The 22,932-nt window shown below is 63.6% G+C and carries 28 protein-coding genes; 22 read left to right on the top strand and 6 right to left on the bottom strand.

Annotated elements, in window-relative coordinates; all coding sequences use genetic code 11:
* Positions 1-91 precede the first annotated feature (91 nt).
* The 6 genes from P3C39_RS10145 (at position 92) to leuC (ending at position 5,485) form a co-directional block, all read left to right on the top strand.
* On the top strand, positions 92-505 hold the full coding sequence (locus P3C39_RS10145; protein ID WP_013528862.1) for an organic hydroperoxide resistance protein: 414 nt from the start codon (positions 92-94) through the stop codon (positions 503-505).
* Positions 502-1,011, top strand: a complete 510-nt coding sequence (locus P3C39_RS10140) for a MarR family transcriptional regulator (protein ID WP_013528863.1) — start codon at positions 502-504, stop codon at positions 1,009-1,011. Before P3C39_RS10145 ends, P3C39_RS10140 begins: the two co-directional genes overlap by 4 nt.
* Before the next feature lie 178 nt (positions 1,012-1,189).
* Positions 1,190-1,987 (top strand): transporter substrate-binding domain-containing protein, encoded by a 798-nt coding sequence (locus P3C39_RS10135; protein WP_275953430.1) that lies wholly within the window; start codon positions 1,190-1,192, stop codon positions 1,985-1,987.
* A gap of 201 nt (positions 1,988-2,188) precedes the next feature.
* Positions 2,189-2,998 carry an amino acid ABC transporter permease gene (locus tag P3C39_RS10130; protein WP_013528865.1) on the top strand — a complete coding sequence of 270 codons (810 nt, stop codon included), beginning with the start codon at positions 2,189-2,191 and terminating at the stop codon, positions 2,996-2,998.
* Positions 2,999-3,053: 55 nt separating this feature from the next.
* Positions 3,054-3,689: a class I SAM-dependent methyltransferase gene (locus P3C39_RS10125; RefSeq protein ID WP_013528866.1), complete on the top strand. Its 636-nt coding sequence runs from the start codon at positions 3,054-3,056 to the stop codon at positions 3,687-3,689.
* 386 nt (positions 3,690-4,075) lie between these two features.
* Positions 4,076-5,485, top strand: coding sequence for a 3-isopropylmalate dehydratase large subunit (leuC, locus tag P3C39_RS10120; RefSeq protein WP_063169533.1), 1,410 nt, complete (start codon positions 4,076-4,078; stop codon positions 5,483-5,485).
* A gap of 38 nt (positions 5,486-5,523) precedes the next feature.
* Here the strand turns inward: leuC and P3C39_RS10115 are convergent, their stop codons facing one another.
* Positions 5,524-5,841 carry a hypothetical protein gene (locus tag P3C39_RS10115; RefSeq protein WP_013528869.1) on the bottom strand — a complete coding sequence of 106 codons (318 nt, stop codon included), beginning with the start codon at positions 5,839-5,841 and terminating at the stop codon, positions 5,524-5,526.
* A gap of 159 nt (positions 5,842-6,000) precedes the next feature.
* Here P3C39_RS10115 and P3C39_RS10110 point away from each other — a divergent pair, with 159 nt between their 5' ends.
* Positions 6,001-7,197 carry a GGDEF domain-containing protein gene (locus P3C39_RS10110; RefSeq protein WP_275953431.1) on the top strand — a complete coding sequence of 399 codons (1,197 nt, stop codon included), beginning with the start codon at positions 6,001-6,003 and terminating at the stop codon, positions 7,195-7,197.
* A gap of 73 nt (positions 7,198-7,270) precedes the next feature.
* Positions 7,271-8,479, top strand: a complete 1,209-nt coding sequence (locus P3C39_RS10105) for a GGDEF domain-containing protein (RefSeq protein ID WP_275953432.1) — start codon at positions 7,271-7,273, stop codon at positions 8,477-8,479.
* Here P3C39_RS10105 and P3C39_RS10100 read toward each other — a convergent pair.
* The gene (locus tag P3C39_RS10100) at positions 8,463-8,825 is read right to left on the bottom strand and encodes a hypothetical protein (RefSeq protein ID WP_024504989.1); all 363 of its coding nucleotides are present in this window, start codon (positions 8,823-8,825) and stop codon (positions 8,463-8,465) included. The two genes, P3C39_RS10105 and P3C39_RS10100, sit on opposite strands and share 17 nt — an antisense overlap.
* 261 nt (positions 8,826-9,086) lie before the next feature.
* On the opposite strand from P3C39_RS10100, the gene P3C39_RS10095 reads away from it, so the two are divergent.
* The 6 genes from P3C39_RS10095 to P3C39_RS10070 all read left to right on the top strand — a co-directional run bounded on the left by P3C39_RS10095 (position 9,087) and on the right by P3C39_RS10070 (position 13,888).
* Positions 9,087-9,515 (top strand): hypothetical protein, encoded by a 429-nt coding sequence (locus tag P3C39_RS10095; protein ID WP_275953433.1) that lies wholly within the window; start codon positions 9,087-9,089, stop codon positions 9,513-9,515.
* A 261-nt stretch (positions 9,516-9,776) separates the two neighbouring features.
* Positions 9,777-10,196 (top strand): succinate dehydrogenase, cytochrome b556 subunit, encoded by a 420-nt coding sequence (sdhC, locus tag P3C39_RS10090; protein WP_013528874.1) that lies wholly within the window; start codon positions 9,777-9,779, stop codon positions 10,194-10,196.
* A 2-nt stretch (positions 10,197-10,198) separates the two neighbouring features.
* Positions 10,199-10,594 (top strand): succinate dehydrogenase, hydrophobic membrane anchor protein, encoded by a 396-nt coding sequence (gene sdhD / locus P3C39_RS10085; RefSeq protein WP_013528875.1) that lies wholly within the window; start codon positions 10,199-10,201, stop codon positions 10,592-10,594.
* Position 10,595: 1 nt separating this feature from the next.
* Complete coding sequence (gene sdhA / locus P3C39_RS10080; RefSeq protein ID WP_275953434.1) at positions 10,596-12,431, top strand: succinate dehydrogenase flavoprotein subunit; 1,836 nt, start codon at positions 10,596-10,598, stop codon at positions 12,429-12,431.
* Between the two features lie 9 nt (positions 12,432-12,440).
* Entirely contained in the window at positions 12,441-13,220 is a 780-nt protein-coding gene (locus P3C39_RS10075) for a succinate dehydrogenase iron-sulfur subunit (RefSeq protein ID WP_013528877.1), read from the top strand.
* 32 nt (positions 13,221-13,252) lie between these two features.
* A complete protein-coding gene (locus P3C39_RS10070; RefSeq protein WP_164753663.1) occupies positions 13,253-13,888 on the top strand; it encodes a DUF480 domain-containing protein in 636 nt (211 codons plus the stop codon).
* A gap of 2 nt (positions 13,889-13,890) precedes the next feature.
* On the opposite strand, the gene P3C39_RS10065 is transcribed toward P3C39_RS10070, so the two are convergent.
* Together P3C39_RS10065 and P3C39_RS10060 are read right to left on the bottom strand one after the other, a co-directional pair.
* A complete protein-coding gene (locus tag P3C39_RS10065) occupies positions 13,891-14,430 on the bottom strand; it encodes a hypothetical protein (RefSeq protein ID WP_013528879.1) in 540 nt (179 codons plus the stop codon).
* A complete protein-coding gene (locus tag P3C39_RS10060) occupies positions 14,424-14,777 on the bottom strand; it encodes a hypothetical protein (RefSeq protein ID WP_013528880.1) in 354 nt (117 codons plus the stop codon). The genes P3C39_RS10065 and P3C39_RS10060 overlap by 7 nt, the downstream gene beginning before the upstream one ends.
* Before the next feature lie 324 nt (positions 14,778-15,101).
* On the opposite strand from P3C39_RS10060, the gene P3C39_RS10055 reads away from it, so the two are divergent.
* Positions 15,102-16,073 (top strand): AraC family transcriptional regulator, encoded by a 972-nt coding sequence (locus tag P3C39_RS10055; RefSeq protein ID WP_013528882.1) that lies wholly within the window; start codon positions 15,102-15,104, stop codon positions 16,071-16,073.
* Positions 16,074-16,135: 62 nt separating this feature from the next.
* Here P3C39_RS10055 and P3C39_RS10050 read toward each other — a convergent pair whose 3' ends face one another.
* Positions 16,136-16,561, bottom strand: a complete 426-nt coding sequence (locus P3C39_RS10050) for an OsmC family protein (protein ID WP_275953435.1) — start codon at positions 16,559-16,561, stop codon at positions 16,136-16,138.
* A 219-nt stretch (positions 16,562-16,780) separates the two neighbouring features.
* On the opposite strand from P3C39_RS10050, the gene P3C39_RS10045 reads away from it, so the two are divergent.
* From P3C39_RS10045 to P3C39_RS10035, 3 genes are all read left to right on the top strand, one after another.
* Positions 16,781-17,002: a hypothetical protein gene (locus P3C39_RS10045; protein ID WP_063170404.1), complete on the top strand. Its 222-nt coding sequence runs from the start codon at positions 16,781-16,783 to the stop codon at positions 17,000-17,002.
* The gene (locus tag P3C39_RS10040; RefSeq protein ID WP_275953436.1) at positions 16,999-17,355 is read left to right on the top strand and encodes a YciI family protein; all 357 of its coding nucleotides are present in this window, start codon (positions 16,999-17,001) and stop codon (positions 17,353-17,355) included. Before P3C39_RS10045 ends, P3C39_RS10040 begins: the two co-directional genes overlap by 4 nt.
* A gap of 140 nt (positions 17,356-17,495) precedes the next feature.
* Positions 17,496-18,023, top strand: coding sequence for a hypothetical protein (locus P3C39_RS10035; RefSeq protein ID WP_275953437.1), 528 nt, complete (start codon positions 17,496-17,498; stop codon positions 18,021-18,023).
* A gap of 10 nt (positions 18,024-18,033) precedes the next feature.
* On the opposite strand, the gene P3C39_RS10030 is transcribed toward P3C39_RS10035, so the two are convergent.
* The gene (locus tag P3C39_RS10030; RefSeq protein WP_275953529.1) at positions 18,034-19,293 is read right to left on the bottom strand and encodes a ubiquinone biosynthesis hydroxylase; all 1,260 of its coding nucleotides are present in this window, start codon (positions 19,291-19,293) and stop codon (positions 18,034-18,036) included.
* A 96-nt stretch (positions 19,294-19,389) separates the two neighbouring features.
* Between P3C39_RS10030 and tesB the strand changes: the two genes are divergently transcribed.
* From tesB to P3C39_RS10010, 4 genes are all read left to right on the top strand, one after another.
* The gene (gene tesB / locus P3C39_RS10025) at positions 19,390-20,265 is read left to right on the top strand and encodes an acyl-CoA thioesterase II (protein ID WP_013528888.1); all 876 of its coding nucleotides are present in this window, start codon (positions 19,390-19,392) and stop codon (positions 20,263-20,265) included.
* A 217-nt stretch (positions 20,266-20,482) separates the two neighbouring features.
* Positions 20,483-20,821 (top strand): P-II family nitrogen regulator, encoded by a 339-nt coding sequence (locus tag P3C39_RS10020; RefSeq protein ID WP_013528889.1) that lies wholly within the window; start codon positions 20,483-20,485, stop codon positions 20,819-20,821.
* A gap of 205 nt (positions 20,822-21,026) precedes the next feature.
* Positions 21,027-22,208 (top strand): ammonium transporter, encoded by a 1,182-nt coding sequence (locus P3C39_RS10015; protein WP_224619141.1) that lies wholly within the window; start codon positions 21,027-21,029, stop codon positions 22,206-22,208.
* 325 nt (positions 22,209-22,533) lie between these two features.
* A complete protein-coding gene (locus P3C39_RS10010; protein WP_013528891.1) occupies positions 22,534-22,809 on the top strand; it encodes a hypothetical protein in 276 nt (91 codons plus the stop codon).
* The last annotated feature ends 123 nt before the right edge of the window (positions 22,810-22,932 follow it).

Here is a 22,932-nt window from a genome sequence, read left to right as displayed (position 1 = left end):
AACGCTTTCAGCGCCAGACACAGGATCCGGCTGTTGACGGCGCATTACCTTGTGCACTAAATAATCGTGCACAAGTAATTGGAGATTTGATATGGCACTCTACACCACACAGGCTCACGTCACCGGCGGCCGCGCCGGCCATGGCGAGACCAGCGACGGTCTGCTCAAGGTCGATCTGGCAATGCCCAAGGAACTCGGCGGGCCGGGGGGCGCCACCAATCCCGAGCAACTGTTCGCTATCGGCTATGCCGCCTGCTTCGAAAGCGCCATCCGCTTTGTCGCGCGCAAACAGAAGCTGTCGCTGACGGATGCCGGGGTAACCTCCACCGTCAGCCTGCTTCCCGATGGCGAAGGCTTTAAGCTCGGCGTCGCGCTCGCGGCGGAAACGAAAGGCCTTGATCAGGCGGCGGCGGAAGCGCTTGTATCGGAGGCGCACAAGATCTGCCCCTATTCCAACGCCATCAGGGGCAATGTCGACGTAGCGCTTTCGGTAAAGGCGGCATGACGGAAAAGACGACAAAGAGCACCAGGGACGTCCCGGCGGAGGCCACCGGGACGTTTCACGTTCCGCGGCTCGACCAACAGCTCTGCTTCGCGCTCTATTCGGCAAGCGGGCTGATGACGAAGCTCTACCGCCCGCTGCTCGATCCGCTCGGCCTGACCTATCCGCAATATCTGGCCATGTTGGCGCTCTGGGAACGGGCTCCAAGCACGGTCGGCGAGCTTGGCGAAGCGCTCGGGCTGGATTCGGCGACGCTGACGCCGCTGCTCAAGCGGCTGGAGGCCGGTGGCCTGGTCACACGCCGGCGCGACCCCGCCGACGAGCGCCGGGTTCTGGTCGAGCCGACAGCGAAGGGACAAGCGTTGCGTGAGCAGGCCAAAAGCGTGCCGGCGGCGATGCTTTGCAACCTGCCGCTGGATGCCGACGAGTTGAAATCCCTGCACCGCACGCTGACGCGGTTCGTCTCCGGCTTGCGCAAGGCGGATGCCGGCATCGTGAAGCGGAGCTGATCGCTGCCGCGACACCGTTCATTCCTGAATCCCGGAAATGAAGGCATCGGAATCCCTTTTTAGCGCGCGCTGACGCAGCGGACCGTCTTGCATGACGCTTGCGGAAAGCTAAAGTCGGCGCCGGATTTTCCTGCAAGCCCGGCCGTGCCCGGGTCCGTCAATTTCCGGGGAGTGTGTCATGACCAAATCGAAACTGCTGCTGGCAGGCCTGCTTGCCCTCGTCCTGGTACCCGTTGCCGCCTTTGCGCAGGCGCTGCCCGACCTCGGCGGCAAAAAGGTGGTGGTTGTGACCGAAAACGCCTATCCGCCGCTGCAGTTCATCGATGCCAAGACCGGCAAGCAGATCGGCTGGGAATATGATGCGATGAACGAGATCGCCAAGCGGCTGAATTTCGCCGTCGAGTACCAGAACACATCCTGGGACGCGATGATCCAGGCGGTTTCCGACAACCAGTACAACATCGGCATGACCGGCATCACCATCAAGGACGACCGCAAGGAGAAGGTCGATTTCTCCGACCCCTATATGCGCTCGGAACAGTTCATGCTGGTGCGCGGCGATGAAAGCCGTTTCACCGACGCCAAGACCTTCGGCGCCTTCAAGGATGGGCTGATCGGCGCGCAGGCCGGTACCACGCCCTTCTACACCGCCGTCTACAGCGTGCTCGACGGCAATGAGCAGAACCCGCGCATCAAGCTGTTCGAGACCTTCGGCGCCACGGTGCAGGCACTGAAATCCGGCGACGTTGACGTCGTCTTGACCGACGGCACCGCGGGGAAGGGCTATGTCGACGCCTCCGAGGGCAAACTGAAGCTGATCGGCGGACCGCTCGGCACCGAGGATTTCGGCCTCATCTTCCCGAAGGGTTCCGACTTGGTGAAGCCGGTCAATGCGGCGATTGCGGCGTTGAAGGCGGACGGGACGTTCGATGCGCTGAACAAGAAGTGGTTTCTTGATTACAAGATGGGGCAGTGATTTCGCACTGACTTCGCGCTTGAACGCCCCCCTCTGCCCTGCCGGGCATCTCCCCCTCAAGGGGGGAGATTGGCCGTTTTTTCCGCTTTCGCCAATCACCAAAGTTGTAAAAAGAGTGCCGTCGACGAAGCTGCCAATCTCCCCCCTTGAGGGGGAGATTGCCGGCAGGCCAAAGGGGGGTGCCTTGGCGCAATCCTTTTGATGCCTCCCGCCTCTTCCTCCAAAGCCGACTTCCCCTGGTGGCTTGTCGTGGCCGTAACTCTCGCGATCGCGGTGGCCGTCTTCGTCGCCACCAGCAATCTCTATGCCCAGGTGTTCGCCACGGTCGCCAAGGGCATCGGCGTCACCATCTTCGTCACCGTGGTCGCCTTCGTGCTGGCTTCGGCCATCGGTCTCGGCATTGCGCTGATGGGAATGTCGGGTTCGCGCTGGCTGCGCCAGATCGCGCGCTTCTATGTCGAGATCATCCGCGGCGTGCCGATCCTGGTGCTGTTGTTCTGGATCGCCTTTGCCGGCGCGCCGGCCTTCGTCGCGGCCTGGAACGCGCTGACCGCGCCGCTGCAAAGCGCCGGCCTGTTCGGCGAGCTTTTGGTGCGCGACGTGTCGCTGTTGTGGCGCGCCATCATGGCGCTGACCATCGGCTATTCGGCTTTCATCTCGGAGGTTTTCCGGGCCGGCATCCAGGCGGTGGAGAAGGGCCAGATCGAAGCGGCGAAGGCGCTCGGGCTGACCCGCGCGCAGCGTTTCCGGCTCATCGTGTTTCCACAGGCGATCCGCACCATCCTGCCGCCCCTCGGCAATGATTTCGTCGCCCTGGTCAAGGATTCCTCGCTGGTCTCGGTGCTCGGCGTTGCCGACATCACGCAGATGGGCAAGGTCTACGCCGCCGGCTCCTTTCGCTTCTTCGAGACCTATTCGATAACAGCCTACATCTACCTCATCCTGACCGTCGGCCTGTCGCTGGCGCTCAGGGCGCTGGAACGGCGGCTGCGCCGCCAGCACGAGGAATAGTCTTTCGGCCAAGGCAGCGCTACGATCCCCGAGCATTCCCGTTGAGGAGGTCCCCATGATCGTCGACAAAGCCAATGCGGCGCTGGATTCCGTCTATACGGCCGACACGCCGGAAGCGCTTGAAGAGGCCTATGCCGCATGGGCCGCGACCTATGACAGCGAGACCGCCTCGCTCGGCTACCTCCTGCCTTTCCTGATCACCGCCTGGGTGGCGCGCCATGTGCCGGCGGGCGATGGCCCCTTGCTCGATGCCGGCTGCGGCACCGGCCTGTCGGGACCGTCGCTGAATGCGCTCGGCTACCGCGACATTGCGGGGCTCGACCTCTCGGACGATATGCTGAAGATCGCCGGCAGCCGCAATGCCTACAGCGAACTGAAGCAGGCAATGCTGGGCGGTCCGCTGCCGTGGCCGGACGGGTTTTTCCGCGCCTTCTTCTCGACAGGCGTGTTCACCATCAGCCATGCGCCGGCGACAGGCCTGCACGAACTGGTGCGCATCACCCGCAAGGGCGGCCATGCGATCTTTACCGTGCGCGACCGGGTGTTCGAGAGCGGCGGCTTCCAGGCGGTGTTCGATGAGTTGGAGCAGACTGGGAAATGGCGGCCGGTCGAGGAAAGCCCGTGGTTCCGCTGCTATGCGATCGCCGAGCCGGATGCGCTGGTGAAGACGTTTGTGTTTGAAGTGATCTGAGCGGCGCGTTCTCCGATCTTGGCTTCCTTCCTCTCCCCCGATCGACGGGGTAGAGGAAGGCGCTAGCTTAAGTAAGGTCGGCTCCCTTCCTCTCCCCCTGAAGGTGTGGAAGTGAGGACGAGGAACCCGAGTTCTGCGAAGGCAGCTTACAATTGCCGAAAACCCAAAACATTGATATGAGCCACGCCATGGAAGAGCTTTTTGGCGATCCGGCCTACAAGGGGTTCGTGCTGCAGGACAGAAAACGCCTGCCGTCGCGCTTCTCCGCGCGCGTGTCCGGGGCGCTGACCAGCCGACTACCCTAGGCCGACCCATCGGGGTCGTTTCGCCGGGCCGGAGGTCCGGCACCTGCTCTTTCCCATTCTCATATCGACGGATTTACGCACATGAGCGCACCGCGCACCCTCTACGACAAGATTTTCGACGACCATGTCGTCGATCGCCAGGAAGACGGCACCTGCCTGCTCTACATCGACCGCCACCTGGTCCATGAAGTGACCAGTCCGCAGGCCTTCGAAGGCCTGCGCATGACCGGCCGTAAAGTCCGGCATCCGGAAAAGACGCTGGCCGTGGTCGATCACAATGTCTCGACTTCGCCCGAGCGCAAGTTCGGCATCAAGAACGAGGAAAGCCGCATCCAGGTCGAGGCGCTGGCCAAGAACGCCAGGGATTTCGGCGTCGAATATTATTCCGAGAACGATATCCGCCAGGGCATCGTCCACATCATCGGTCCGGAGCAGGGCTTTACACTGCCCGGCATGACCATCGTCTGCGGCGACAGCCACACCTCGACGCACGGCGCTTTCGGCGCGCTGGCGCATGGCATAGGCACATCCGAGGTCGAGCATGTTCTGGCGACGCAGACGCTGATCCAGCGCAAGGCCAAGAACATGCTGGTGCGTGTCGACGGCCAATTGCCGGAAGGTGTCACCGCCAAGGACATCATCCTGGCCATCATCGGCGAGATCGGCACTGCCGGCGGCACCGGCTATGTCATTGAATATGCCGGCGAGGCGATCCGTGCGCTGTCGATGGAGGGCCGCATGACGATCTGCAACATGTCGATCGAAGGCGGCGCGCGCGCCGGCCTGATCGCCGCGGACGAGACGACCTTCGCCTATGTCAAGGACAAGCCGCGCGCGCCGAAGGGCGCGGCCTGGGATGCGGCACTCGAATACTGGAAGACGCTACAGTCCGACGAGGGCGCGCATTTCGACAAGGTGATCGTGCTCGACGCGGCCAAGCTGCCGCCGATCGTCTCCTGGGGCTCCTCGCCCGAGGACGTCGTGTCGGTGCAAGGCATCGTGCCGAACCCGGACGACATCACCGATGAGAACAAGCGCACCTCCAAGCAGCGCGCGCTCGACTATATGGGTCTGACGCCGGGCACCAGGATCACCGACATCACGCTCGACCGCGTCTTCATCGGTTCCTGCACCAATGGCCGCATCGAGGATCTGCGCGCCGTCGCCAAGGTGGTCGAAGGCAAGACGGTCAGCCCGCATGTCGATGCGATGATCGTGCCGGGCTCCGGCCTGGTCAAGGAACAGGCGGAAGCCGAAGGCCTCGACAAGATCTTTGTCGCCGCCGGTTTCGATTGGCGCGAGCCGGGCTGCTCGATGTGCCTGGCCATGAACGACGACCGGCTGAAGCCGCATGAACGCTGCGCCTCGACTTCGAACCGCAATTTCGAGGGCCGGCAAGGCTTCAAGGGCCGCACCCATCTGGTGTCGCCGGCGATGGCGGCCGCGGCGGCGATCGCCGGCCATTTCGTCGACATCCGCGAGTGGAAGTAGTCCGGACTTGAACGGACCCGAGCCGCACCCGGCTCGGGTCAACGCTTCCCGTCACGGCGGACGAGTTCGTGGAACTCCTCGCGGCGTCCGGGCTGTTCGGCCGCGACCACAAGGGCAAGCTGTTGTTCTTCGAAGAGCTTGAACCATTCGTCCCATTCGACGAGTTCATAGCCCCCCGCATTGAGCGGCCGTTCAGGCTGGTCCTGATCCTGATAGGCGTGCTGGCCGAAGACCAGCCTCAACATGGGCTGCGTCCCCGCTTCGGGCGAGATGTCGACGATTGCGGGAAAGCCGGCGCGCCCGGCAGCCCACGAGCGGATCGCATCGTGGTCGGTCAGTGTGATTGTGTCGGCCATCGGTCGCTCCAGATTGTCAACGAAGGAACGCTGACCGGAGACGGCGGTTCCCTGACATTATTTTGAGATGGCGGTCCTGCTTGCGGCGAGGCTTAACCGCTTGTTTGGGCTTGCCCTCTAAGCTCTTCCCCGACGTAAGCGAGGGGAAGTCATAGTCGTTTGGACACGGGTCTGCTCATAGCGCTGCTCAACCCCACGATCGCGCTGGCGCTCGGCGCGGCATTCCTCGTGCTATGGTCCTATCAGCGCCACCGCCCCTATCTGGCCGTGCTGGCGCTCAGCTACAGTCTCTCGGCGGTGGGCTTCCTGCTTCAGTATTTCACCTTGCCGATCGGCATGCCGCTGACCAAGCTGGTGTCGAACATCTGCTTCAGCATCGCCGGCTGCTGCCTGGCCGGCGCCATCGTCCACCGCTATGGCCGCAACGTGCCCTATGTGGGGATCGGCGCGCTGGCCTGCGGGGGACTGGCGTCGTTCTGCTGGTTCCTGTTCGTCGCGCCGGATCTCACCTGGCGCATCCTGGCGATGAATTTCGCTTTCGGCGGTATCAGCCTTCTGGTTGCCGCCGAACTGCGCCCGGTGCGCAACAGCGGCCCGACCGAGAAAATCCTGTTCGTGCTGTCGCTGCTGTCGGGCGTCAATTTCTTCGTGCGCACCCTTGTCGTCGTCATCGCGCACGGGCCCTTCACGAGCTATGACGGGTTCTATGGCTCGTCCTACTGGACGACGGCGCTGCTGTCGCACGCGCTGCTGTCGCTGCTTATCGCGCTGTGCCTGTTTTCCGCCGCGGCACTCGACGTGTTGAAGGCGTTGAAGACCGAGACCTTTACCGACCCTCTGTCGGGCCTGCTCAACCGGCGTGGCTTCGAGGAGCGCGGCATGCTGCTCTTGCGGCACTGCGCCTCGGCGCGGTTCCCGGTCGCGCTGGTGCTGGCCGACCTCGACCATTTCAAGGCGCTCAACGATGTGCATGGGCATGGGGCGGGCGATCGCGTGATTGCCGATTTCGCCGCCAAGCTTCGGTCGGCGGCCGGCGCGCGCGGTGTTGCCGGGCGTATCGGCGGCGAGGAATTCGCCGTGCTGCTGCCACTCAGCGATCTTGCCGCGGCACGGCTGTTCGCCGAAGCGGTGCGCACGGTCTATTCGGCCGGCCATGTCGACGGGCTTCCCCAGGGAACGAAGGTGACGGCAAGCTTCGGCGTGGCGGCCCGCAGCGGTGACGAGGCGCTGGAGCCGCTGATGCGCCGTGCCGACGATGCGCTCTACAAGGCCAAGAAGAACGGCCGAGACAGTGTACGCCTGTCCTATGAGCGACCGGAAACGGCGTTCCTGCCGGAGCCGCTCAAGACCGGCTGAATCCTGCCCGGCCAGGACGTTAACGTCTTCTTCGCCCGTCGATGATTAGCTGTCGGCGCGGGTGCGGGAGAACATGAGCGGCGCCAACTTCATCCTGTTGATCAATCTGTCGGTTGCCGGCCTGCTGGCGGCCTGCTTCATGGCGGTCGCCTTCCACGATGTCGGCCGGGCGCCGGCGCGCTGGCTGGCATTTGGCTATCTGCTGGGCATGGCCTATTCGGCCATCGAATTCTCCATTCCCGCTTTTGCCGACGCGCGGCTCCCGGTCGTTGCCGCCTTCGCGGTCTTCCTTGCCGCCACCATTGCGTTCAATGGCGGGCTTGCCCGCAAATACGGCGTGGCGCCGCCCTGGAAGGCGATGCTGTTTTTCCTGTTGGCCACCACCATAGCTGTGTATTTCGCACAGGACCTGCCCCGCCAGTCGCTGATCCGCATCATGGCCTACCAGCTTCCCTATGCGGTCATGCAGTTCATCGGGCTGGCCATCGTCTGGTCATCGAGGCAAAAGCTTGACCGTCTCGATCGCATATTGATGGCCGTGCTGGCGGCGAGCGGCCTGCAGTTTGCCTCCAAGCCATTCATCGCCCATGCGCTCGGCGGCTGGGGCGCCAATCCGCAAGCCTATCTGCAAAGCAACTACGCGCTGGTGTCGCAATCGCTCGGCACTGTCTTTGCGCTGGCGCTGGCGCTGCTGATGCTGGCCATCCTGGTTCGCGACGTGCTTGCCGAAGTGACGTCGAAGTCGGAGACGGACACGCTTTCGCGCCTGCTCAATCGCGGCGGCTTCACCCGCCATGCCGAACTGGCGGTGCTTGGCGCCCTGCGGCAAGGCGTGCCGGTCGCGCTGGTCATAGCCGATCTCGATCATTTCAAGAGCGTCAACGACAGCTTCGGCCATGCGTCCGGCGACCGGGTGATCGAGACTTTTGCAGGCTTCCTGCGTGAAGCCGCCGCCGCGCATCACGTTGCCGGCCGCATTGGCGGCGAGGAGTTCGCCATCATCCTGCCGGGAACCAACCTTGCCGCGGCGCGGCTGTTCGCCGAGGGGACGCGCAGCGCCTTCGGCGCGCTGCCCATAGACGGACTGCCGGCTGACAACCGCTGCACCGCGAGCTTCGGCGTCGCCGAACTCCATGCGAGCGAAGACTTTGCCGATCTGATGCGGCGGGCCGACCAGGCGCTCTATCAGGCGAAGAATGCCGGGCGCGATTGCGTGCGCGTCTCCGTCGGGCCTGCCGGCAACTGGTCGTCAGCCGGAACGGAAGCTAACGGCAGGGGCTGAGTTCGGGCATCTCGCCGTCGGAGAGGCCGTACATATAGGAGCGGCCCTTCACCAGCACCGGCGGCCGGTAGCAATCGCTATAACCGCCGATTTCGTCGGCTTCGTTCTCGTAGATCACCTTGGGCTGGCCGGCGCTGGTGTAGTCGGAGAGCTGCTTGGCCAGCCTGCCTTGGCCGACGATGATGCGCTTGTAGCCGGCGGCGCTGTCGACGACGAGGTTGCCGAAGGAATCGGCGTAGACGCGATCCTGATGCCGTGCGCCGGCAAGCGCTGGCGCTGCAAGGCCGGCGACCGAGGCTGCTACGACGAGCGCCGCAAGGCGCGATTTGCCCGAATTCGAACGCATGGCGTCCTCCGTGTCTTGAGGGAAAGCCTCCTCGAATCAGAAATTAACGGTTTCTTAACCTTTGTTAAGAGGCCGGCGCGTTTGGCGGCGATGTCTCGGTAAACATGGTTAATATCCGTTAATATCCGACTGGATGGAAAACCCGGTGGCCATCATTCGGCCATGCTTGGCCGCACCATCGCGGCGGCGTCCGCCTTGGCGTCGGGACGATCGTGATCTGGACAAAGCATCGTGGCCGCTTGCCGCGCGGGAGGACAGCATATGGCGCTACGCCGGCCGATTTGGGTGTCCGTTTTCCCGTTGCTCGGTGTCGTCGCTGCCTGTGTGCCGCAAGACAGCGCGCCGAAGGCAGCCAATACCGTCGTCGTCTCACCTGCGCCGGCCCAGCAGTCCGTCGCAGCCGCGGTGCCTCCGGCAGCTGCAACCAAGATCATCACCGACCTTACCGCGCCGCGACCAGGCATAGGCACGGCCACCTATAGATGCGGCAACAACGGTATGATTTCCATCCAAAATCTAGGCACGTCGTTGCGTGTGGTCGGGTCCGACGGCGCGACCGAGGAGTTTGCGGCGTCGCCTGCCAACCAGAGCAGCCGCTACCAGGCGGCCACGCATGACGCAATCGTGCTCGACGGGCGCGAGGCGCTGGTGATGAAGAAGGGATCGACGCCGCAGACCTGCAAACGCTGACGCCAGTCTCACCACCGCTGGGCCCTGGGGCCAGATATGTTGCACTGCAGCGATATCGAGCCGGCTTCAGGCCTTCCCGGCCTAATCGATTGAAGCCAAAGCCGGCCTTTTAGTCAGACTAAATTACGTTTTCGAAACGGTTTTCTGGCTTTGACGCGGTGCAAAAAGAGCATTAGAAACCGGCTGTCCGAAGTCGCAACCGGAAGCGGCAATGCCGCATTTCCACCTGAGTCTCCAGAGAGACGCCGAACTGGGGGAGCCATGAGCAAATCACCAGCCACCCGCGAATTTGCCAGACGTGAACGGCCGATTTCGCCGCACCTCACCGTGTACCGGCCGCCGATCACCATGACGATGTCGATCATTCACCGCATCACCGGCGGCGCGCTGTATTTCGGCACGCTGCTGGTCGCCCTGTGGCTGATGGCGGCGGCAAGCTCGCAGGCGACCTTCGATTGGGCCAATTGGGCCTTCGGCACCTGGCTCGGCCGGATCATCCTGTTCGGCTACACCTGGGCGCTGATGCATCATATGCTGGGCGGCGTACGGCACCTCATCTGGGACACGGGCGCGGGCCTGGAAAAGCATACCGCCTCGAAGATCGCCTGGGCGACGCTGGCCGGCTCGATCCTGCTCACGCTGCTGATATGGATCGCCGGCACCATGGCGCGGGGAGCTTGATCATGAGCGGCAAAAACACCGACATGCGCACGCCGCTGGCGAGGGTCCGCGGCCTCGGCTCCGCCCGCGAGGGCACCGGGCATTTCTGGCGCCAGCGCCTGACCGCGATCGCCAACATCCCGCTGATCCTGTTCTTCGTCGGTTTCCTGATCGCGCTCAACGGCGCCGACCACGAGCATGTGCGGGCAGCCCTTGCCAACCCGTTCGTGGCGCTGGTGATGGCCCTGGTGCTCATCTCCGGTCTCACCCATATGCGGATCGGCATGCAGGTGATCATTGAGGATTACGTGCATGGCGAAGGCATGAAGCTGGCGCTGATCGCGCTCAATACATTTTTCACCATAGCGGTCGGCGTCGCCTCGATCTTCGCCCTGCTCAAGCTGGCATTCGGAGGCTGAGTTGGCCAAGGACGCGAAACAAGCCAACACGGCAGGCTATACCTTTGTCGACCACAAGTTCGACGTGGTGGTCGTTGGCGCCGGCGGCGCCGGCCTGCGCGCCACGCTCGGCATGGCCGAACAGGGGCTGCGCACCGCCTGCATCAGCAAGGTGTTCCCGACCCGCTCGCACACGGTGGCGGCGCAAGGCGGCATTGCCGCCTCGCTGTCCAACATGGGTCCCGATTCCTGGCAATGGCACATGTACGACACCGTCAAGGGCTCGGACTGGCTGGGCGATGTCGACGCCATGGAATATCTGGTGCGCGAGGCGCCGGCCGCGGTCTACGAGCTCGAACATTACGGCGTGCCGTTTTCGCGCACCGAAGAGGGCAAGATCTACCAGCGGCCGTTCGGCGGCCACATGATGAACTATGGCGAAGGTCCCCCGGTGCAGCGCACCTGTGCCGCCGCCGACCGCACCGGGCATGCCATCCTGCACACGCTTTACGGCCAGTCGCTGAAGAACAATGCGCAGTTCTTCATCGAGTATTTCGCGCTCGATCTGATCATGGAGCCGGACGGCACCTGCACCGGTGTCGTCGCCTGGAACCTGGATGACGGCACCATCCACCGCTTCTCGGCCAAGATGGTGGTGCTGGCGACCGGCGGCTATGGCCGCGCCTATTTCTCGGCCACCTCGGCGCACACCTGCACCGGCGACGGCGGCGGCATGGCCGCGCGTGCCGGCTTTCCGCTGCAGGACATGGAGTTCGTGCAATTCCACCCGACCGGCATCTATGGCGCCGGCTGCCTGATCACCGAGGGTGCGCGCGGCGAGGGCGGCTATCTCGTCAATTCCGAGGGCGAGCGCTTCATGGAGCGCTACGCGCCGTCAGCCAAGGACCTTGCCTCGCGCGACGTCGTCTCGCGCTGCATGACGCTGGAGATCCGTGAGGGCCGCGGCGTCGGCAAGAACAAGGACCACATCTTCCTGCATCTCGACCATCTCGATCCCGCCGTCCTGCATGAGCGGCTGCCAGGGATTTCGGAATCGGCCAAGATCTTTGCCGGTGTCGACCTGACCAAGGAGCCGATCCCGGTGCTGCCCACGGTCCACTACAATATGGGCGGCGTGCCGACCAATTACTGGGGCGAGGTGCTCAATCCGACGGCGCTCAATCCAGACCGGGTGTCGCCCGGATTGATGGCTGTCGGCGAAGCCGGCTGCGCCTCCGTGCACGGCGCCAACAGGCTCGGTTCGAATTCGCTGATCGATCTTGTGGTGTTCGGCCGCGCGGCGGCGATCCGCGCCGGCCAGGTCATCGACCGCAAGTCGGCGATCCCTTCGCCCAACGAAGCCTCGGTCGAAAAGATCATGGACCGCTTCGACCGGCTGCGCCACGCCAACGGCTCGACGCCGACGGCGGTGCTGCGTGAAAAGATGCAGAAGGCGATGCAGGAAGACGCGGCCGTATTCCGCACGCAGGAGTCGCTCGAAAATGGCTGTAAGCGCATTTCGCAGATCTGGGGCGAGTTGAAGGACATCAAAGTGTCCGACCGCTCGATGATCTGGAACTCCGATCTGGTCGAAACGCTGGAGCTCGAAAACCTGATGGCCAATGCCATCACCACGGTCTACAGCGCCGAGGCGCGCAAGGAGAGCCGTGGCGCGCACGCACGCGAGGACTTTTCGGCGCGCGACGACGCGGTCTGGCGCAAGCATACGCTGGCCAGGCTGAGCGAAGACGGCAAGGTGGCACTCTCCTACCGGCCGGTGCACACCGAGCCGCAGCTGGCTGAAAAGGACGGCGGCATCAGCCTCGCCAAGATCGCGCCCAAGGCCAGAGTGTATTGAGGATCGAACATGGTTGAACTCACGCTCCCCAAGAATTCGCAGATCAAGCCGGGCAAGACCTGGCCGAAGCCGGAGGGCGCCACCAATCTGCGGGAATACCGCATCTATCGCTGGTCGCCGGACGACGACGAGAACCCGCGCATCGACACCTATTTCGTCGACATGGACGATTGCGGGCCGATGGTGCTCGACGCGCTGCTGTGGATCAAGAACAAGATCGACCCGACGCTGACCTTGCGGCGTTCCTGCCGCGAAGGCATTTGCGGCTCCTGCGCCATGAACATCGACGGTTCCAACACGCTCGCCTGCACCAAGGGCTGCGACGACATTTCGGGCGCGGTAAAAGTCTACCCGCTGCCGCATATGCAGGTGGTCAAGGATCTGGTGCCCGACCTCACCAATTTCTACGCCCAGCACGCGTCGATCCAGCCCTGGCTGAAGACGGTGTCGCCGGAGCCGGCCAAGGAGTGGCTGCAGAGCCATGAGGACCGCGAGAAGCTCGACGGGCTCTATGAATGCATATTGTGCGCCTGCTGCTCGACCTCGTGCCCGAGCTATTGGTGGAACGGCGACCGCTATCTCGGCCCGGCAACGCTTCTGCAGGCCTATCGCTGGCTGATCGATAGCCGCGACGAGGCCACCGGCGAGCGGCTCGACAATCTCGAAGACCCGTTCCGGCTCTATCGCTGCCACACCATCATGAACTGCGCGCAGACCTGCCCCAAAGGCCTCAACCCGGCCAAGGCGATCGCGGAGATCAAGAAGATGATGGTGGAGAGAAGGGTTTAGGCGGTTGGTTGGTTGCCGGCGAGAGTAATCCAATGAGCGATGACCTTCCCATCCTTTCCCCTGTGGAAGCTCGCATTCTCGGCTGCCTGATCGAGAAGAAGGAGCTGACGCCGGATGTCTATCCGCTGACGCTCAACGCGGCACTGGCCGCCGCCAACCAGAAGACGGCGCGCGAGCCGGTGATGGCGCTGGAGCAGAGCGAGGTGCACCGGGGGCTGAAGCTGCTCGAACAAAAGGGGCTGGTGCGGCAGATGTTCGGTTCGCGTGTCGAGCGCTACGAGCACCAGATGGCGCAGCGCTTCTCGCTGACCACACCGCAGACCGCCTTGATCGGCTTGCTGTTGCTGCGCGGGCCGCAGACGGCCCATGAATTGTCGGCGCGCACCGAGCGCATGGCACGGTTTTCGTCGATCGAAGATCTGCGCGCCGAGCTCGACATGCTGATCGGCCGCCGACCGCCACTCATCCAGGAAATCCCACGCGGACCGGGCCAGCGCGAGGAGCGTTACGTCCATCTGCTGAGCGGGACTCCGCAGATCGCCCCCATCGCCATGCAGGCTGCGTCGGCTGGTTCATCTGCCTCCGGCCTCGAGGAGCGCGTCAGCGCCCTCGAGGAGGAGATTGCAATGTTACGCGCCCGCATCGACGCGCTGACCGGCGAGCGCTAGGTTCACCTCCTCGAGTAAACGCCGCTCGCTTCGCCGTCGGGGTCGATCAGCCGCAACTGGTTGCCGTCCAGTTGCCAACGCAAGGAGACCGGCTTCAGGTCACCGGGCTTGAATTTCCAGAGGCCCGTGAGGTCGGGCCGGCAACCATTGACGGATTTGTAGGTTCCTGCCGTCGGCGTGAAAACCAGGGTCGAACCGCGCACGGAGGCCTTGCCGGTCTTCAGGGTCAGCGACCGGACCTGACCGCAGCCGTCGACCAGAGACGATTGGAACAGCGCGTAATAGGTGCGCCCGTCAGCCCCGAAGGTAAAGGTGACGCTGCCGCCGCTGCCTGGATCGCAGTTGCTGAATGTGTCGCAATAATTGCCGCTGGCAACTGCAAAACCCCACTTGCCGACGAGCGCTGCCGGCATCGCACCGAGGCGCGAGCGTGTCGTCGGTCCCTTGCCCTGGCCGTAAGCGCCGCCGGCGCTGAAGGCCAGCCAGCCGGCAAGCCCGACAAGTGCCGCCCGGCAGGCGTGGTGTGACGAGGCCCTCAACATCCTTTGCTCGCAACAAGCTGCCGGAGATAGACAAGCCGCGTGCCGATGACATTGTTGACGATCGCCGTCTTGCCGGCCGGCGCCATGCCGCCGTATTTCTTGACCGACGGCCCATGATTCTTCGCCTCTTCGTAACCTGCCATCAATTGCCGCAGATCCGCACAGGACATCGAGGCGTACTTCGCCTGCTCCTGCGGGCTGATGACGCTCGATTGCGCCATGCCGGCGGAGTTGGCCGCCGCCATGCCGGCCATGCCGACGACCGCAGAAACCGGGTTGATGCCGACGCAGCCCGATAGGCCGAGGCACAGGACCGGTGCCGCCAGGACTGTATGCCGGACGCTCATGGCCGACGCTCCCCACACGGCCGCTTCGGATCGCGATGGTCGGCGACGGTTCCGCCGAGAGCGATGGACAACAGATAGACGCGTGGATTGAAGCCTGCCGAGGCGAGCCCCGACAGTGTCCTGAACAATTGCAAATGATACATCGAACCCCATTGTGGCTGTTTGCGATGCGCTTCCTGATCGGAAACGCGCTGCAAACTAGGTCCGGCAAAAGCGGGCAGCTTGGACGCAGCGGCCCTAAAAACGGCCCAAACGGCCCTGTATTGACGTTTTCGGAGGCGCGGCGCATATCACGCCGCTTCTAATTGACCTGAGGCATGGGGGATGCCGGTGACGGCGACGATGGGGCCAACCGCCTCGTTCCGACTGATGACGGACGCGCTTCCGGAGCGGGATCGCGTCGAGGTCATGCGCGAGGTCTATGGCCGCACGGTGCTCAAGGTCGATCTCGATCCACTCGGCCCGACGCATGTCGATATGCAGGTGCGCGCGTTGCCTGGACTCGGCATCGCCACGGGCACGTGTTCGGAATTTCGCGTCCATCATTCGACGTCGCTGATCGACAGCGACGATCTCGTCCTCCTGGTCGCCCTCGATGGCGCAAGCGTGATGAAGCATCGCGGCCGCGAGGAGCCGGTCGGCAACGGCCAGGCGCTGATGATGAGCGGCGAGGAGGTCGGCCTCAATGTCATCCAGCCAGGCGGTCTTCGCTTCGTCAATATGAGCTTCTCGCTCAAGGCACTGTCACCGCTGATCGGCGACCCGGCGCCGGCGCTGATGCAGCCGCTGCCAACCTCCGGCGGGGCGATGCGGCTGCTGCTCGACTATGTCAGGTCGATCCAGGATGCCGGCGACGTGCTGACCCCGGAGGCCTGGCATCTGGCGACGACGCATATTTTCGATCTCGTCGCTCTGGCCATGGGTGCCACCCGAGACGCGGCAGAAATCGCCCGGGGCCGAGGCGTGCGCGTGGCGCGGCTGCGTGCCATCAAGGCCGAAATAACAGCCCATGGCGGCGACCTGTCGGCCGAAGACATCGCCCGCCGTCACCGCCTTTCGGCCCGCTACATCAGAAAACTGTTCGAGAGCGAAGGCACGTCGCTGTCGGATTTCATGCTGTGCCAGCGCCTGTTGCGCGCGCATCGGATGCTCAGCAATCCTCGTCATGCCGGACGCAGCATCACGGCGATCGCCTTCGAGGCAGGCTTCAACGACCTCTCCTATTTCAACCGGGCGTTCCGGCGGCGCTACGGCGCGACGCCATCGGATGTGCGGGCGGCCGCGTTGAAGGGCTGACCGCAAACGAAAACGCCGGCCCAAGGGCCAGCGGTTTCTGGATGAATTTGCCGTTCGGGCCTTCAGCCGAGCTTGGCGTCGAGCGATACGTTTATGGCGCCGAGCGCCTTCGAGACCGGGCAGCCGGCCTTGGCCTTTTCGGCCAATTCCTTGAACTTCGCCACGTCGATGCCCGGGACCTTGCCGACCACTGTGAGGGCGCTTCCGGTGATCCCGGTGCCGGGAACCAGCGTCACCACGGCCTTGGCGTCGAGTTCGGCGGCGGGGGTGCCGTTCTCGGCCAGGAAATGCGAAAACTGCATGGCAAAGCAGCCGGCGTGCGCCGCCGCGATCAGCTCTTCAGGGTTGGTGCCGGATTTGCCGCTCTCGTCCTCGAAGCGCGCTTTGAACGAATAGGGCGTGCCCTTCAGGGTTCCGCTCTGGGTGTCGAGCGTGCCCGTGCCCTCTTTCAGATTGCCTTTCCAGACGGCGTTTGCGGTGCGGTCCATGAATTCCTCCTTATTACAGCGGTGGCGCCGGCCAGGCGGCGTTCCTCCCAACTATAGCGCGGGCGCGAGGGAAGGCCACCGCGCTGTTTGCGCGCGCACGCAGCACCGGCGAGCCGCACCGAATTTTTTTGAAAAAATGTACGTGCAAGAATGTCGACTTGCATCGGCCCCGACCGTCCTGCGGGCGGCCACGGATTCTCGTGGCGGATGGAGGTTCGCATGAACAATCTGTTTTCTGCCCATTGGACAAGCACCTGCCGAACGGCTGATCCAGGGAAAAGCGGCCCGCTGCATGTGCCGCCCTCCGGCTTCGGCCGGCTGCTTGCGGCAGTTGCAATCATCGGCATTGCGGTCAGCCTTCTCGACCATGTCGCTGCCGGCAAGAACTCAACCGATACCGTGATCGCCTATGGTTCGTCACAGCAAGGGAGCTGGAAATGAAATATGTCTGTCTGGTCTATGGCGAGGAAAACGACCTCCATGCCATGACGCCGGAGCGTCTGGCCAAGCTCGATGCCGATTCGATGGCTCATGACCGGTCATTGGATCATCGTGGGGTGCTGATCGTCGCGCAGGCGCTGCAATCGGTGAAAACGTCGAAGACGGTGCGGCGACGCCAGGGCAAGCGGCTGATCACCGACGGCCCGTTCGCCGAAACCAAGGAGCAGTTGCTTGGCTTCGTCATGATCGAGGCCGACAGTCTCGACCAGGCGCTGGAGATCGCCGGCGAGATCCCGCTGGCCGAAATCGGCACCATCGAGGTGCGGGCGATCTACAATGTGCCGGGGTCATAGCCCCCGCCATGTGCTACAGCCACGCGGAAACCAAGGCGTTCGATTGAACGATCGTCCCGGTTCATTTGGTGCGCAACTTTTGCGTGTTGAAGCAAGGCGAGAGTTCTCCTATCGTCGCCGGGGTTCTTGGGGATTTCGACATGCCTTTCCTGATTGCTATCCTTGGCGTGATGGGCGCGGCGGCGTTCTGGTGGTACCGGATGAAGGCGATGAACGACGCGGCTCGCGAGGTTGCGGACGTTGTCGGGCGCGTGCAGGGCAACATCCGTCGCAAGAAGCTGCGCAAGCAGGCGGCTCTGTCGCCTCTGACGGCGATCGATGATCCGGTCGTAGCGGCGGCTACGCTGATCACATCAATCGTCTCCGAGCATGGGCCCATCCTGCCGCAGCGCGAGGCTGTCATCCGCGCGGTGATTTCCGAGATCGCCGACAAGAAGAAGACCGACGAGGCGGTGATCTACGCCAAATGGGCGGCGGCGCAGGTCGACGACACCACCGTCGTCATCGACAAGCTGGCGCCGTTCCTGCGCGAACGCCTCGATGTCGCCGAGCGAAACGATCTGCTGCAGATGGTCAACCGCGCCGCCCAGGGCGGGGAAAAACGCCTCGAAATATCCGACCAGAGGATATTGCGGCTGCGGCAGAAGCTGGGTTTCGAGGTCAACTGAGCGATAGCGCTCAGATCGCCTCGCCCTTCAACAATCGCGGCGTGCTGGCGGACAACCCCGACGCCTGCCGTATAAAAAAGTCCTTCAGGCGCGGCATGCGTTCGACAAGGCTGAGGCCGATGTCGCGGACGGTTCGCAGCGGGCCGATATCGTTGGAAAACAGCCGGTTCAGCGCGTCCGTGGTGATGCCCATCTGCACCGTGTCGAAGCGGCGCCACTGCTGGTAGCGTTCGAGGACGTCGAGCGCGCCGATGTCCTGGCCGAGCCGGTCGGCCTCGACGATCACCTCGGCAAGGGCTGCGACATCCTTGAAGCCGAGATTGAGGCCCTGGCCGGCGATCGGGTGGATGCCGTGGGCGGCATCGCCGGCGAGTGCGATGCGGGGCGCGACGAAGGCACGCGCAATGGTCAAGCCGAGCGGCCAGGCGCGCGGCGCATCGGTAACGCGGATCTCGCCAAGCTTCAGGCCAAAACGCTGCTCGAGTTCGTGTTCGAACAGGAGATCGTCACCGGCCACCAGCTTCTCGGCATCGGGCGTACGCTCGACCCAGACGATCGACGAGCGGTTGGTGCCGTCCTCGCCGGGTTTGAGCGGCAATGTGGCGAAAGGCCCGGCCGGCAGGAAATGCTCTTCGGCGCGACCATTGTGCGGGCGTTCATGCGCTACCGTGCAGACGATGCCGGACTGGCCATATTCCCACTTCACCGTCTTGATGCCGGCCATGTCGCGCAGCTTCGAGTTGACGCCGTCGGCGGCGACCAGCAGCCGCGCCTTCAGCGCCGCGCCGTCGGCGAGATGCACGGTGATGCCACTGCCGTTGGTCTCGAAGCCCTGCACCGCGACGCCTTCGATGATATCGATGCCGAGCCTTTCGGCGCTGGCCCGCAAGGCGCCGTTCAGCACCTTGTTGGCGACCATATGCGCAAAGGGCTCGCCCGGCGCCACTTCGCCGCCGAAGGTCAGGAAGACCGGACGCACCGGATCGGCGGTGCGCGAATCGGTGATGATCATCTCAGTGATCGCCTGCGCCTGGGTTGCGATCTCGGCCCACACGCCGAGCTGGTCGAGCATGCGGCAGGCGGCAGCGGCAATGGCCGAGGCGCGGCCATCCCTTTGCCAGGCGCCAGCAGGTGCCGCATCGACGAGAGCGATGGCGAGGCCCGGTCGCGCCTGTTTCAGCGATACGGCGGCGGCCAGGCCGACATAGCCGGCGCCGGCGACCAGGACATCGAGCCCGGATCTGTTTTTCGTGTCCGCCTTGCGTTCCATCATCTTCGCTCCTGCGCCGGCCGGGTCTTGCGCCCTTGACTGCCTGTCCGTCCTGTCGGAAACCGCCATAACACTTCTGCGGCGAGGGCGCGAAATATGACGGCAGCCATGGACGAGCTTCTCGGCATTCTCGACCTCGAGAAGCTGGAACACAATCTGTATCGTGGTCGCAGCCCGCTGCTCGACTGGCAGCGCGTGTTCGGCGGCCAGACCATCGCCCAGGCGCTGGTGGCGGCGCAGCGGACAGTGGATCCCGATCGGTACGTGCATTCGCTGCACGGCTATTTCATGCGGCCCGGCGACACCAAGGTGCCGATCGTCTACGAGGTCGACCGCATTCGCGACGGCGGCTCCTTCACCACGCGGCGCGTGGTGGCGGTCCAGCACGGCCAGGCGATCTTTTCGCTCGAAGCCTCGTTCCAGCAGGATGAGGTCGGCCTGGAGCACCAGGTGCCGATGCCGCAGGACGTTCCGGGGCCGGACACATTGCTGTCGCAACGCGAATTGCTGGGCAAATTCGGCGAGGCGGTGCCCGATGGCATCAAACGCTACTGGGAGCGCGACCGGCCGATCGAGATGAAGCCGGTGATGCTGAAGCATTACACCAGCCGCGAAAAGCTGGAGCCAAAGCAGAACATCTGGATCCGCACCACCGGTCCGGTGCCGGCGGACCGCGCCATCCAGGCAGCGGTGCTCGCCTATCTCTCCGACATGACGCTGCTCGACACATCGACCTTCGCGCATGGCCGCGCCATTTTCGATCGCGATATCCAGGCGGCGAGCCTCGACCACGCCATGTGGTTCCACCGCAGCCATGCGCTCGACGACTGGATGCTCTACACGCAGGACAGCCCGTCGACGCAGGGCTCGCGCGGCTTTACACGCGGCTCGCTGTTTGCCCGCGACGGTACGCTGATTGCCTCGGTTGCGCAGGAAGGGCTGATCCGGCTCAAGCGGTCGCCTGCAGAGTAGGCATTTTTCAGAATTTGCCTAATTTTTAAGCAGACGTATCGCCGCAGCTGTGGGCAGGTTGCGTCGGTGCACCCCCTAATCTCTTTGTTTACAGTGGGTTAACACCCTGCTTCGGCACTTGGCACGGAGCTTGAATCCTTGTGGGCACTCTCCGGCTCTTTGGGATCGGTGAAGGTGTGCAAACGCGGGGGACCGCAACAGCAAAGGGTGAAACCTTATGAAAATCGTGATGGCAATCATCAAGCCGTTCAAGCTCGACGAGGTACGCGAAGCGCTCACCGCCGTCGGCATCCAGGGCCTGACCGTCACCGAAGTCAAAGGCTACGGGCGTCAGAAAGGGCATACGGAGATCTATCGCGGGGCGGAATACGCGGTCAGCTTCCTGCCGAAGATCAAGATCGAAGTCGCGGTCAGTGCCGACATGGTCGACAAGGCCGTCGAAGCCATCACCGCAGCCGCCAAGACCGGCCAGATCGGCGACGGCAAGATCTTCGTTTTCGGCATCGATCAGGCGGTGCGCATCCGCACCGGCGAAACAGACACCGACGCGCTCTGAGCGGCGATCACGTATTCCAATGGAGAGTTCAATGAATATTCCTTCCACCTTGAAGACGACGGGACGAGCTGCCCTTTTGGGTTCGCTTACTCTCGCAGCATTGGGCACGGTCGCCGCCTTCGCACAGGAAGCGGCACCGGCCGCAGCCGCGGCCGCGCCGGCTGCTGCCCCGACCCCGGTGCTCGACACCGGCAACACCGCCTGGATGCTGACCTCGACGGCGCTGGTGCTGATGATGACCATTCCGGGCCTTGCGCTGTTCTACGGCGGCATGGTGCGCAAGAAGAACGTGCTCGCCACCGTCATGCAGAGCTTCGCCATCACCTGCCTGGTGACGGTGCTGTGGTTCATGTTCGGCTATTCGCTGGCCTTCTCGGACGGCGGCGGCGTGAACAGCTATATCGGCGGCACCTCGAAGTTCTTCCATCACGGCATCACCACGGCCTCGCTGTGGCTGCCGGGCGTCGCCAACATTCCTGAATTCGTGTTCTCGATGTTCCAGATGACGTTCGCCATCATCACGCCGGCGCTCATTGCCGGCGCCTTCGCCGAACGCATGAAGTTCTCGGCGCTGCTGATCTTCATGGCGTTGTGGCTGCTGGTCGTCTACGTGCCGATCGCGCATTGGGTCTGGGGTGGCGGCTTCCTCGGATCGGCGGGCGTGCTCGACTTTGCCGGCGGTACGGTCGTTCACATCAACGCCGGTGTCGCCGGTCTGGTCTGTGCGCTGGTTCTCGGCAAGCGCGAAGGCTATGGCACCACCAACATGGCGCCGCATAACCTGGTCTATTCGGTGATCGGCGCTTCGCTGCTGTGGGTTGGCTGGTTCGGCTTCAACGCCGGTTCGGAACTGGCAGCCGACGGTCTTGCCGGCGCTGCCATGCTCAACACCCAGGTTGCCACCGCGGCGGCGGCACTGGCCTGGATGTTCGCCGAATGGATCGTCGCCAAGAAGCCTTCCGTGCTCGGCATCATCTCGGGTGCGGTTGCCGGCCTGGTCGCGGTGACGCCGGCTTCCGGCTTCGTCAACCCGACCGGTGCCTTCATCGTCGGCATCGTCGCAGGCGTCGTCTGCTACCTCTCGGCGGTCAAGGTCAAGCACATGTTCGGCTATGACGACTCGCTCGACGCCTTCGGCGTGCATGGCGTCGGCGGTGTGGTCGGCGCTCTGCTCACCGGCGTGCTCGCCGACCCGGCGATCAACAGCCTCGGCGCAGGTGCTTCGCTCGGCAAGCAGATCTACGGCGTTGCCGTCACCATCGTGTGGACCGGCATTGCCACCTTCGTGCTCCTCTACATCGTCAAGGCGCTTGTCGGCCTGCGCCCGACGACCCAGGAAGAGGTCGAAGGCCTCGACATCTCCCAGCATGGCGAAGTGGTGCCGTAAGGCCAGCTTAGCCAAGGGGCCGGCGGAACCCTCCTCCCGCCGGCCCCATATCTCCACGCAATTCCGAATGGAAAGCGCTGCACAGTTCTCCTGGAATTGCTTTGAAAGATCCCGTCGTGACGCTCCCGAAAGGAGTTCACGCATTGAGGCCCGGATCGCATCCGGGCCTCTTTTTTTGGCAAGCCATTCCGGCAATGCCCGGCTTCACGCAATCACGTTCGCGTGATCATGTTTTTTGAGGAAACAACGACCGCTCTGGTTCCGAACCGTGGGGACGATCGTCGTTCTGACGCTCGTGCCAAACAACAGGGAAGGAAACCATCTCATGAACCTCAAGAACATCTGTCTCGGAGCGCTTGCTCTTTCCATGATCGGCGGCGTGGCGTTTGCCGGTGCTCTGGACGAGCCCGACAACATGGCGCCGTTCTTCACGGATTCCGGCATGAAAACCATGAAGCCGATGGCGGACTTCAAGACAGCTTTCATGGCCATGCCGATGGAAAAGCAGGAAGCGATGAAGAAGGAATGCCAGGATGCGGCGATGAGCAAGCCGCATGCGGAATTCTGCGCCAATGTGCAGGCGCTCGGCGGCGCCAACTGATTTGCCGCGATCGGGCCGAGGCCCGATCTCTGTTCAGACGACCAATGGCGGGCCGGCAGCCCGCCATTGTTTCGTTCGATGGAGCTCCATCGGTCCGTCGTCCATCATTGCCTCATACGGCTC

Origin of the sequence: Mesorhizobium sp. XAP4 (assembly GCF_029269325.1) — a bacterium.
GTDB classification, from domain to species: Bacteria; Pseudomonadota; Alphaproteobacteria; order Rhizobiales; family Rhizobiaceae; genus Mesorhizobium; species Mesorhizobium ciceri.
This window is presented reverse-complemented; position numbering and strand designations above follow the sequence as displayed.

Coding starts and splice junctions, on each gene's coding strand:
- P3C39_RS10145 (WP_013528862.1), top strand. CDS start 92: ATGGCACTCTACACCACACAGGCTCACGTCACCGGCGGCCGCGCCGGC.
- P3C39_RS10140 (WP_013528863.1), top strand. CDS start 502: ATGACGGAAAAGACGACAAAGAGCACCAGGGACGTCCCGGCGGAGGCC.
- P3C39_RS10135 (WP_275953430.1), top strand. CDS start 1,190: ATGACCAAATCGAAACTGCTGCTGGCAGGCCTGCTTGCCCTCGTCCTG.
- P3C39_RS10130 (WP_013528865.1), top strand. CDS start 2,189: ATGCCTCCCGCCTCTTCCTCCAAAGCCGACTTCCCCTGGTGGCTTGTC.
- P3C39_RS10125 (WP_013528866.1), top strand. CDS start 3,054: ATGATCGTCGACAAAGCCAATGCGGCGCTGGATTCCGTCTATACGGCC.
- leuC (WP_063169533.1), top strand. CDS start 4,076: ATGAGCGCACCGCGCACCCTCTACGACAAGATTTTCGACGACCATGTC.
- P3C39_RS10115 (WP_013528869.1), bottom strand. CDS start 5,841: ATGGCCGACACAATCACACTGACCGACCACGATGCGATCCGCTCGTGG.
- P3C39_RS10105 (WP_275953432.1), top strand. CDS start 7,271: ATGAGCGGCGCCAACTTCATCCTGTTGATCAATCTGTCGGTTGCCGGC.
- P3C39_RS10100 (WP_024504989.1), bottom strand. CDS start 8,825: ATGCGTTCGAATTCGGGCAAATCGCGCCTTGCGGCGCTCGTCGTAGCA.
- P3C39_RS10095 (WP_275953433.1), top strand. CDS start 9,087: ATGGCGCTACGCCGGCCGATTTGGGTGTCCGTTTTCCCGTTGCTCGGT.
- sdhC (WP_013528874.1), top strand. CDS start 9,777: ATGAGCAAATCACCAGCCACCCGCGAATTTGCCAGACGTGAACGGCCG.
- sdhD (WP_013528875.1), top strand. CDS start 10,199: ATGAGCGGCAAAAACACCGACATGCGCACGCCGCTGGCGAGGGTCCGC.
- P3C39_RS10075 (WP_013528877.1), top strand. CDS start 12,441: ATGGTTGAACTCACGCTCCCCAAGAATTCGCAGATCAAGCCGGGCAAG.
- P3C39_RS10070 (WP_164753663.1), top strand. CDS start 13,253: ATGAGCGATGACCTTCCCATCCTTTCCCCTGTGGAAGCTCGCATTCTC.
- P3C39_RS10065 (WP_013528879.1), bottom strand. CDS start 14,430: ATGTTGAGGGCCTCGTCACACCACGCCTGCCGGGCGGCACTTGTCGGG.
- P3C39_RS10060 (WP_013528880.1), bottom strand. CDS start 14,777: ATGAGCGTCCGGCATACAGTCCTGGCGGCACCGGTCCTGTGCCTCGGC.
- P3C39_RS10055 (WP_013528882.1), top strand. CDS start 15,102: ATGCCGGTGACGGCGACGATGGGGCCAACCGCCTCGTTCCGACTGATG.
- P3C39_RS10050 (WP_275953435.1), bottom strand. CDS start 16,561: ATGGACCGCACCGCAAACGCCGTCTGGAAAGGCAATCTGAAAGAGGGC.
- P3C39_RS10045 (WP_063170404.1), top strand. CDS start 16,781: ATGAACAATCTGTTTTCTGCCCATTGGACAAGCACCTGCCGAACGGCT.
- P3C39_RS10040 (WP_275953436.1), top strand. CDS start 16,999: ATGAAATATGTCTGTCTGGTCTATGGCGAGGAAAACGACCTCCATGCC.
- P3C39_RS10035 (WP_275953437.1), top strand. CDS start 17,496: ATGCCTTTCCTGATTGCTATCCTTGGCGTGATGGGCGCGGCGGCGTTC.
- P3C39_RS10030 (WP_275953529.1), bottom strand. CDS start 19,293: ATGGAACGCAAGGCGGACACGAAAAACAGATCCGGGCTCGATGTCCTG.
- tesB (WP_013528888.1), top strand. CDS start 19,390: ATGACGGCAGCCATGGACGAGCTTCTCGGCATTCTCGACCTCGAGAAG.
- P3C39_RS10020 (WP_013528889.1), top strand. CDS start 20,483: ATGAAAATCGTGATGGCAATCATCAAGCCGTTCAAGCTCGACGAGGTA.
- P3C39_RS10015 (WP_224619141.1), top strand. CDS start 21,027: ATGCTGACCTCGACGGCGCTGGTGCTGATGATGACCATTCCGGGCCTT.
- P3C39_RS10010 (WP_013528891.1), top strand. CDS start 22,534: ATGAACCTCAAGAACATCTGTCTCGGAGCGCTTGCTCTTTCCATGATC.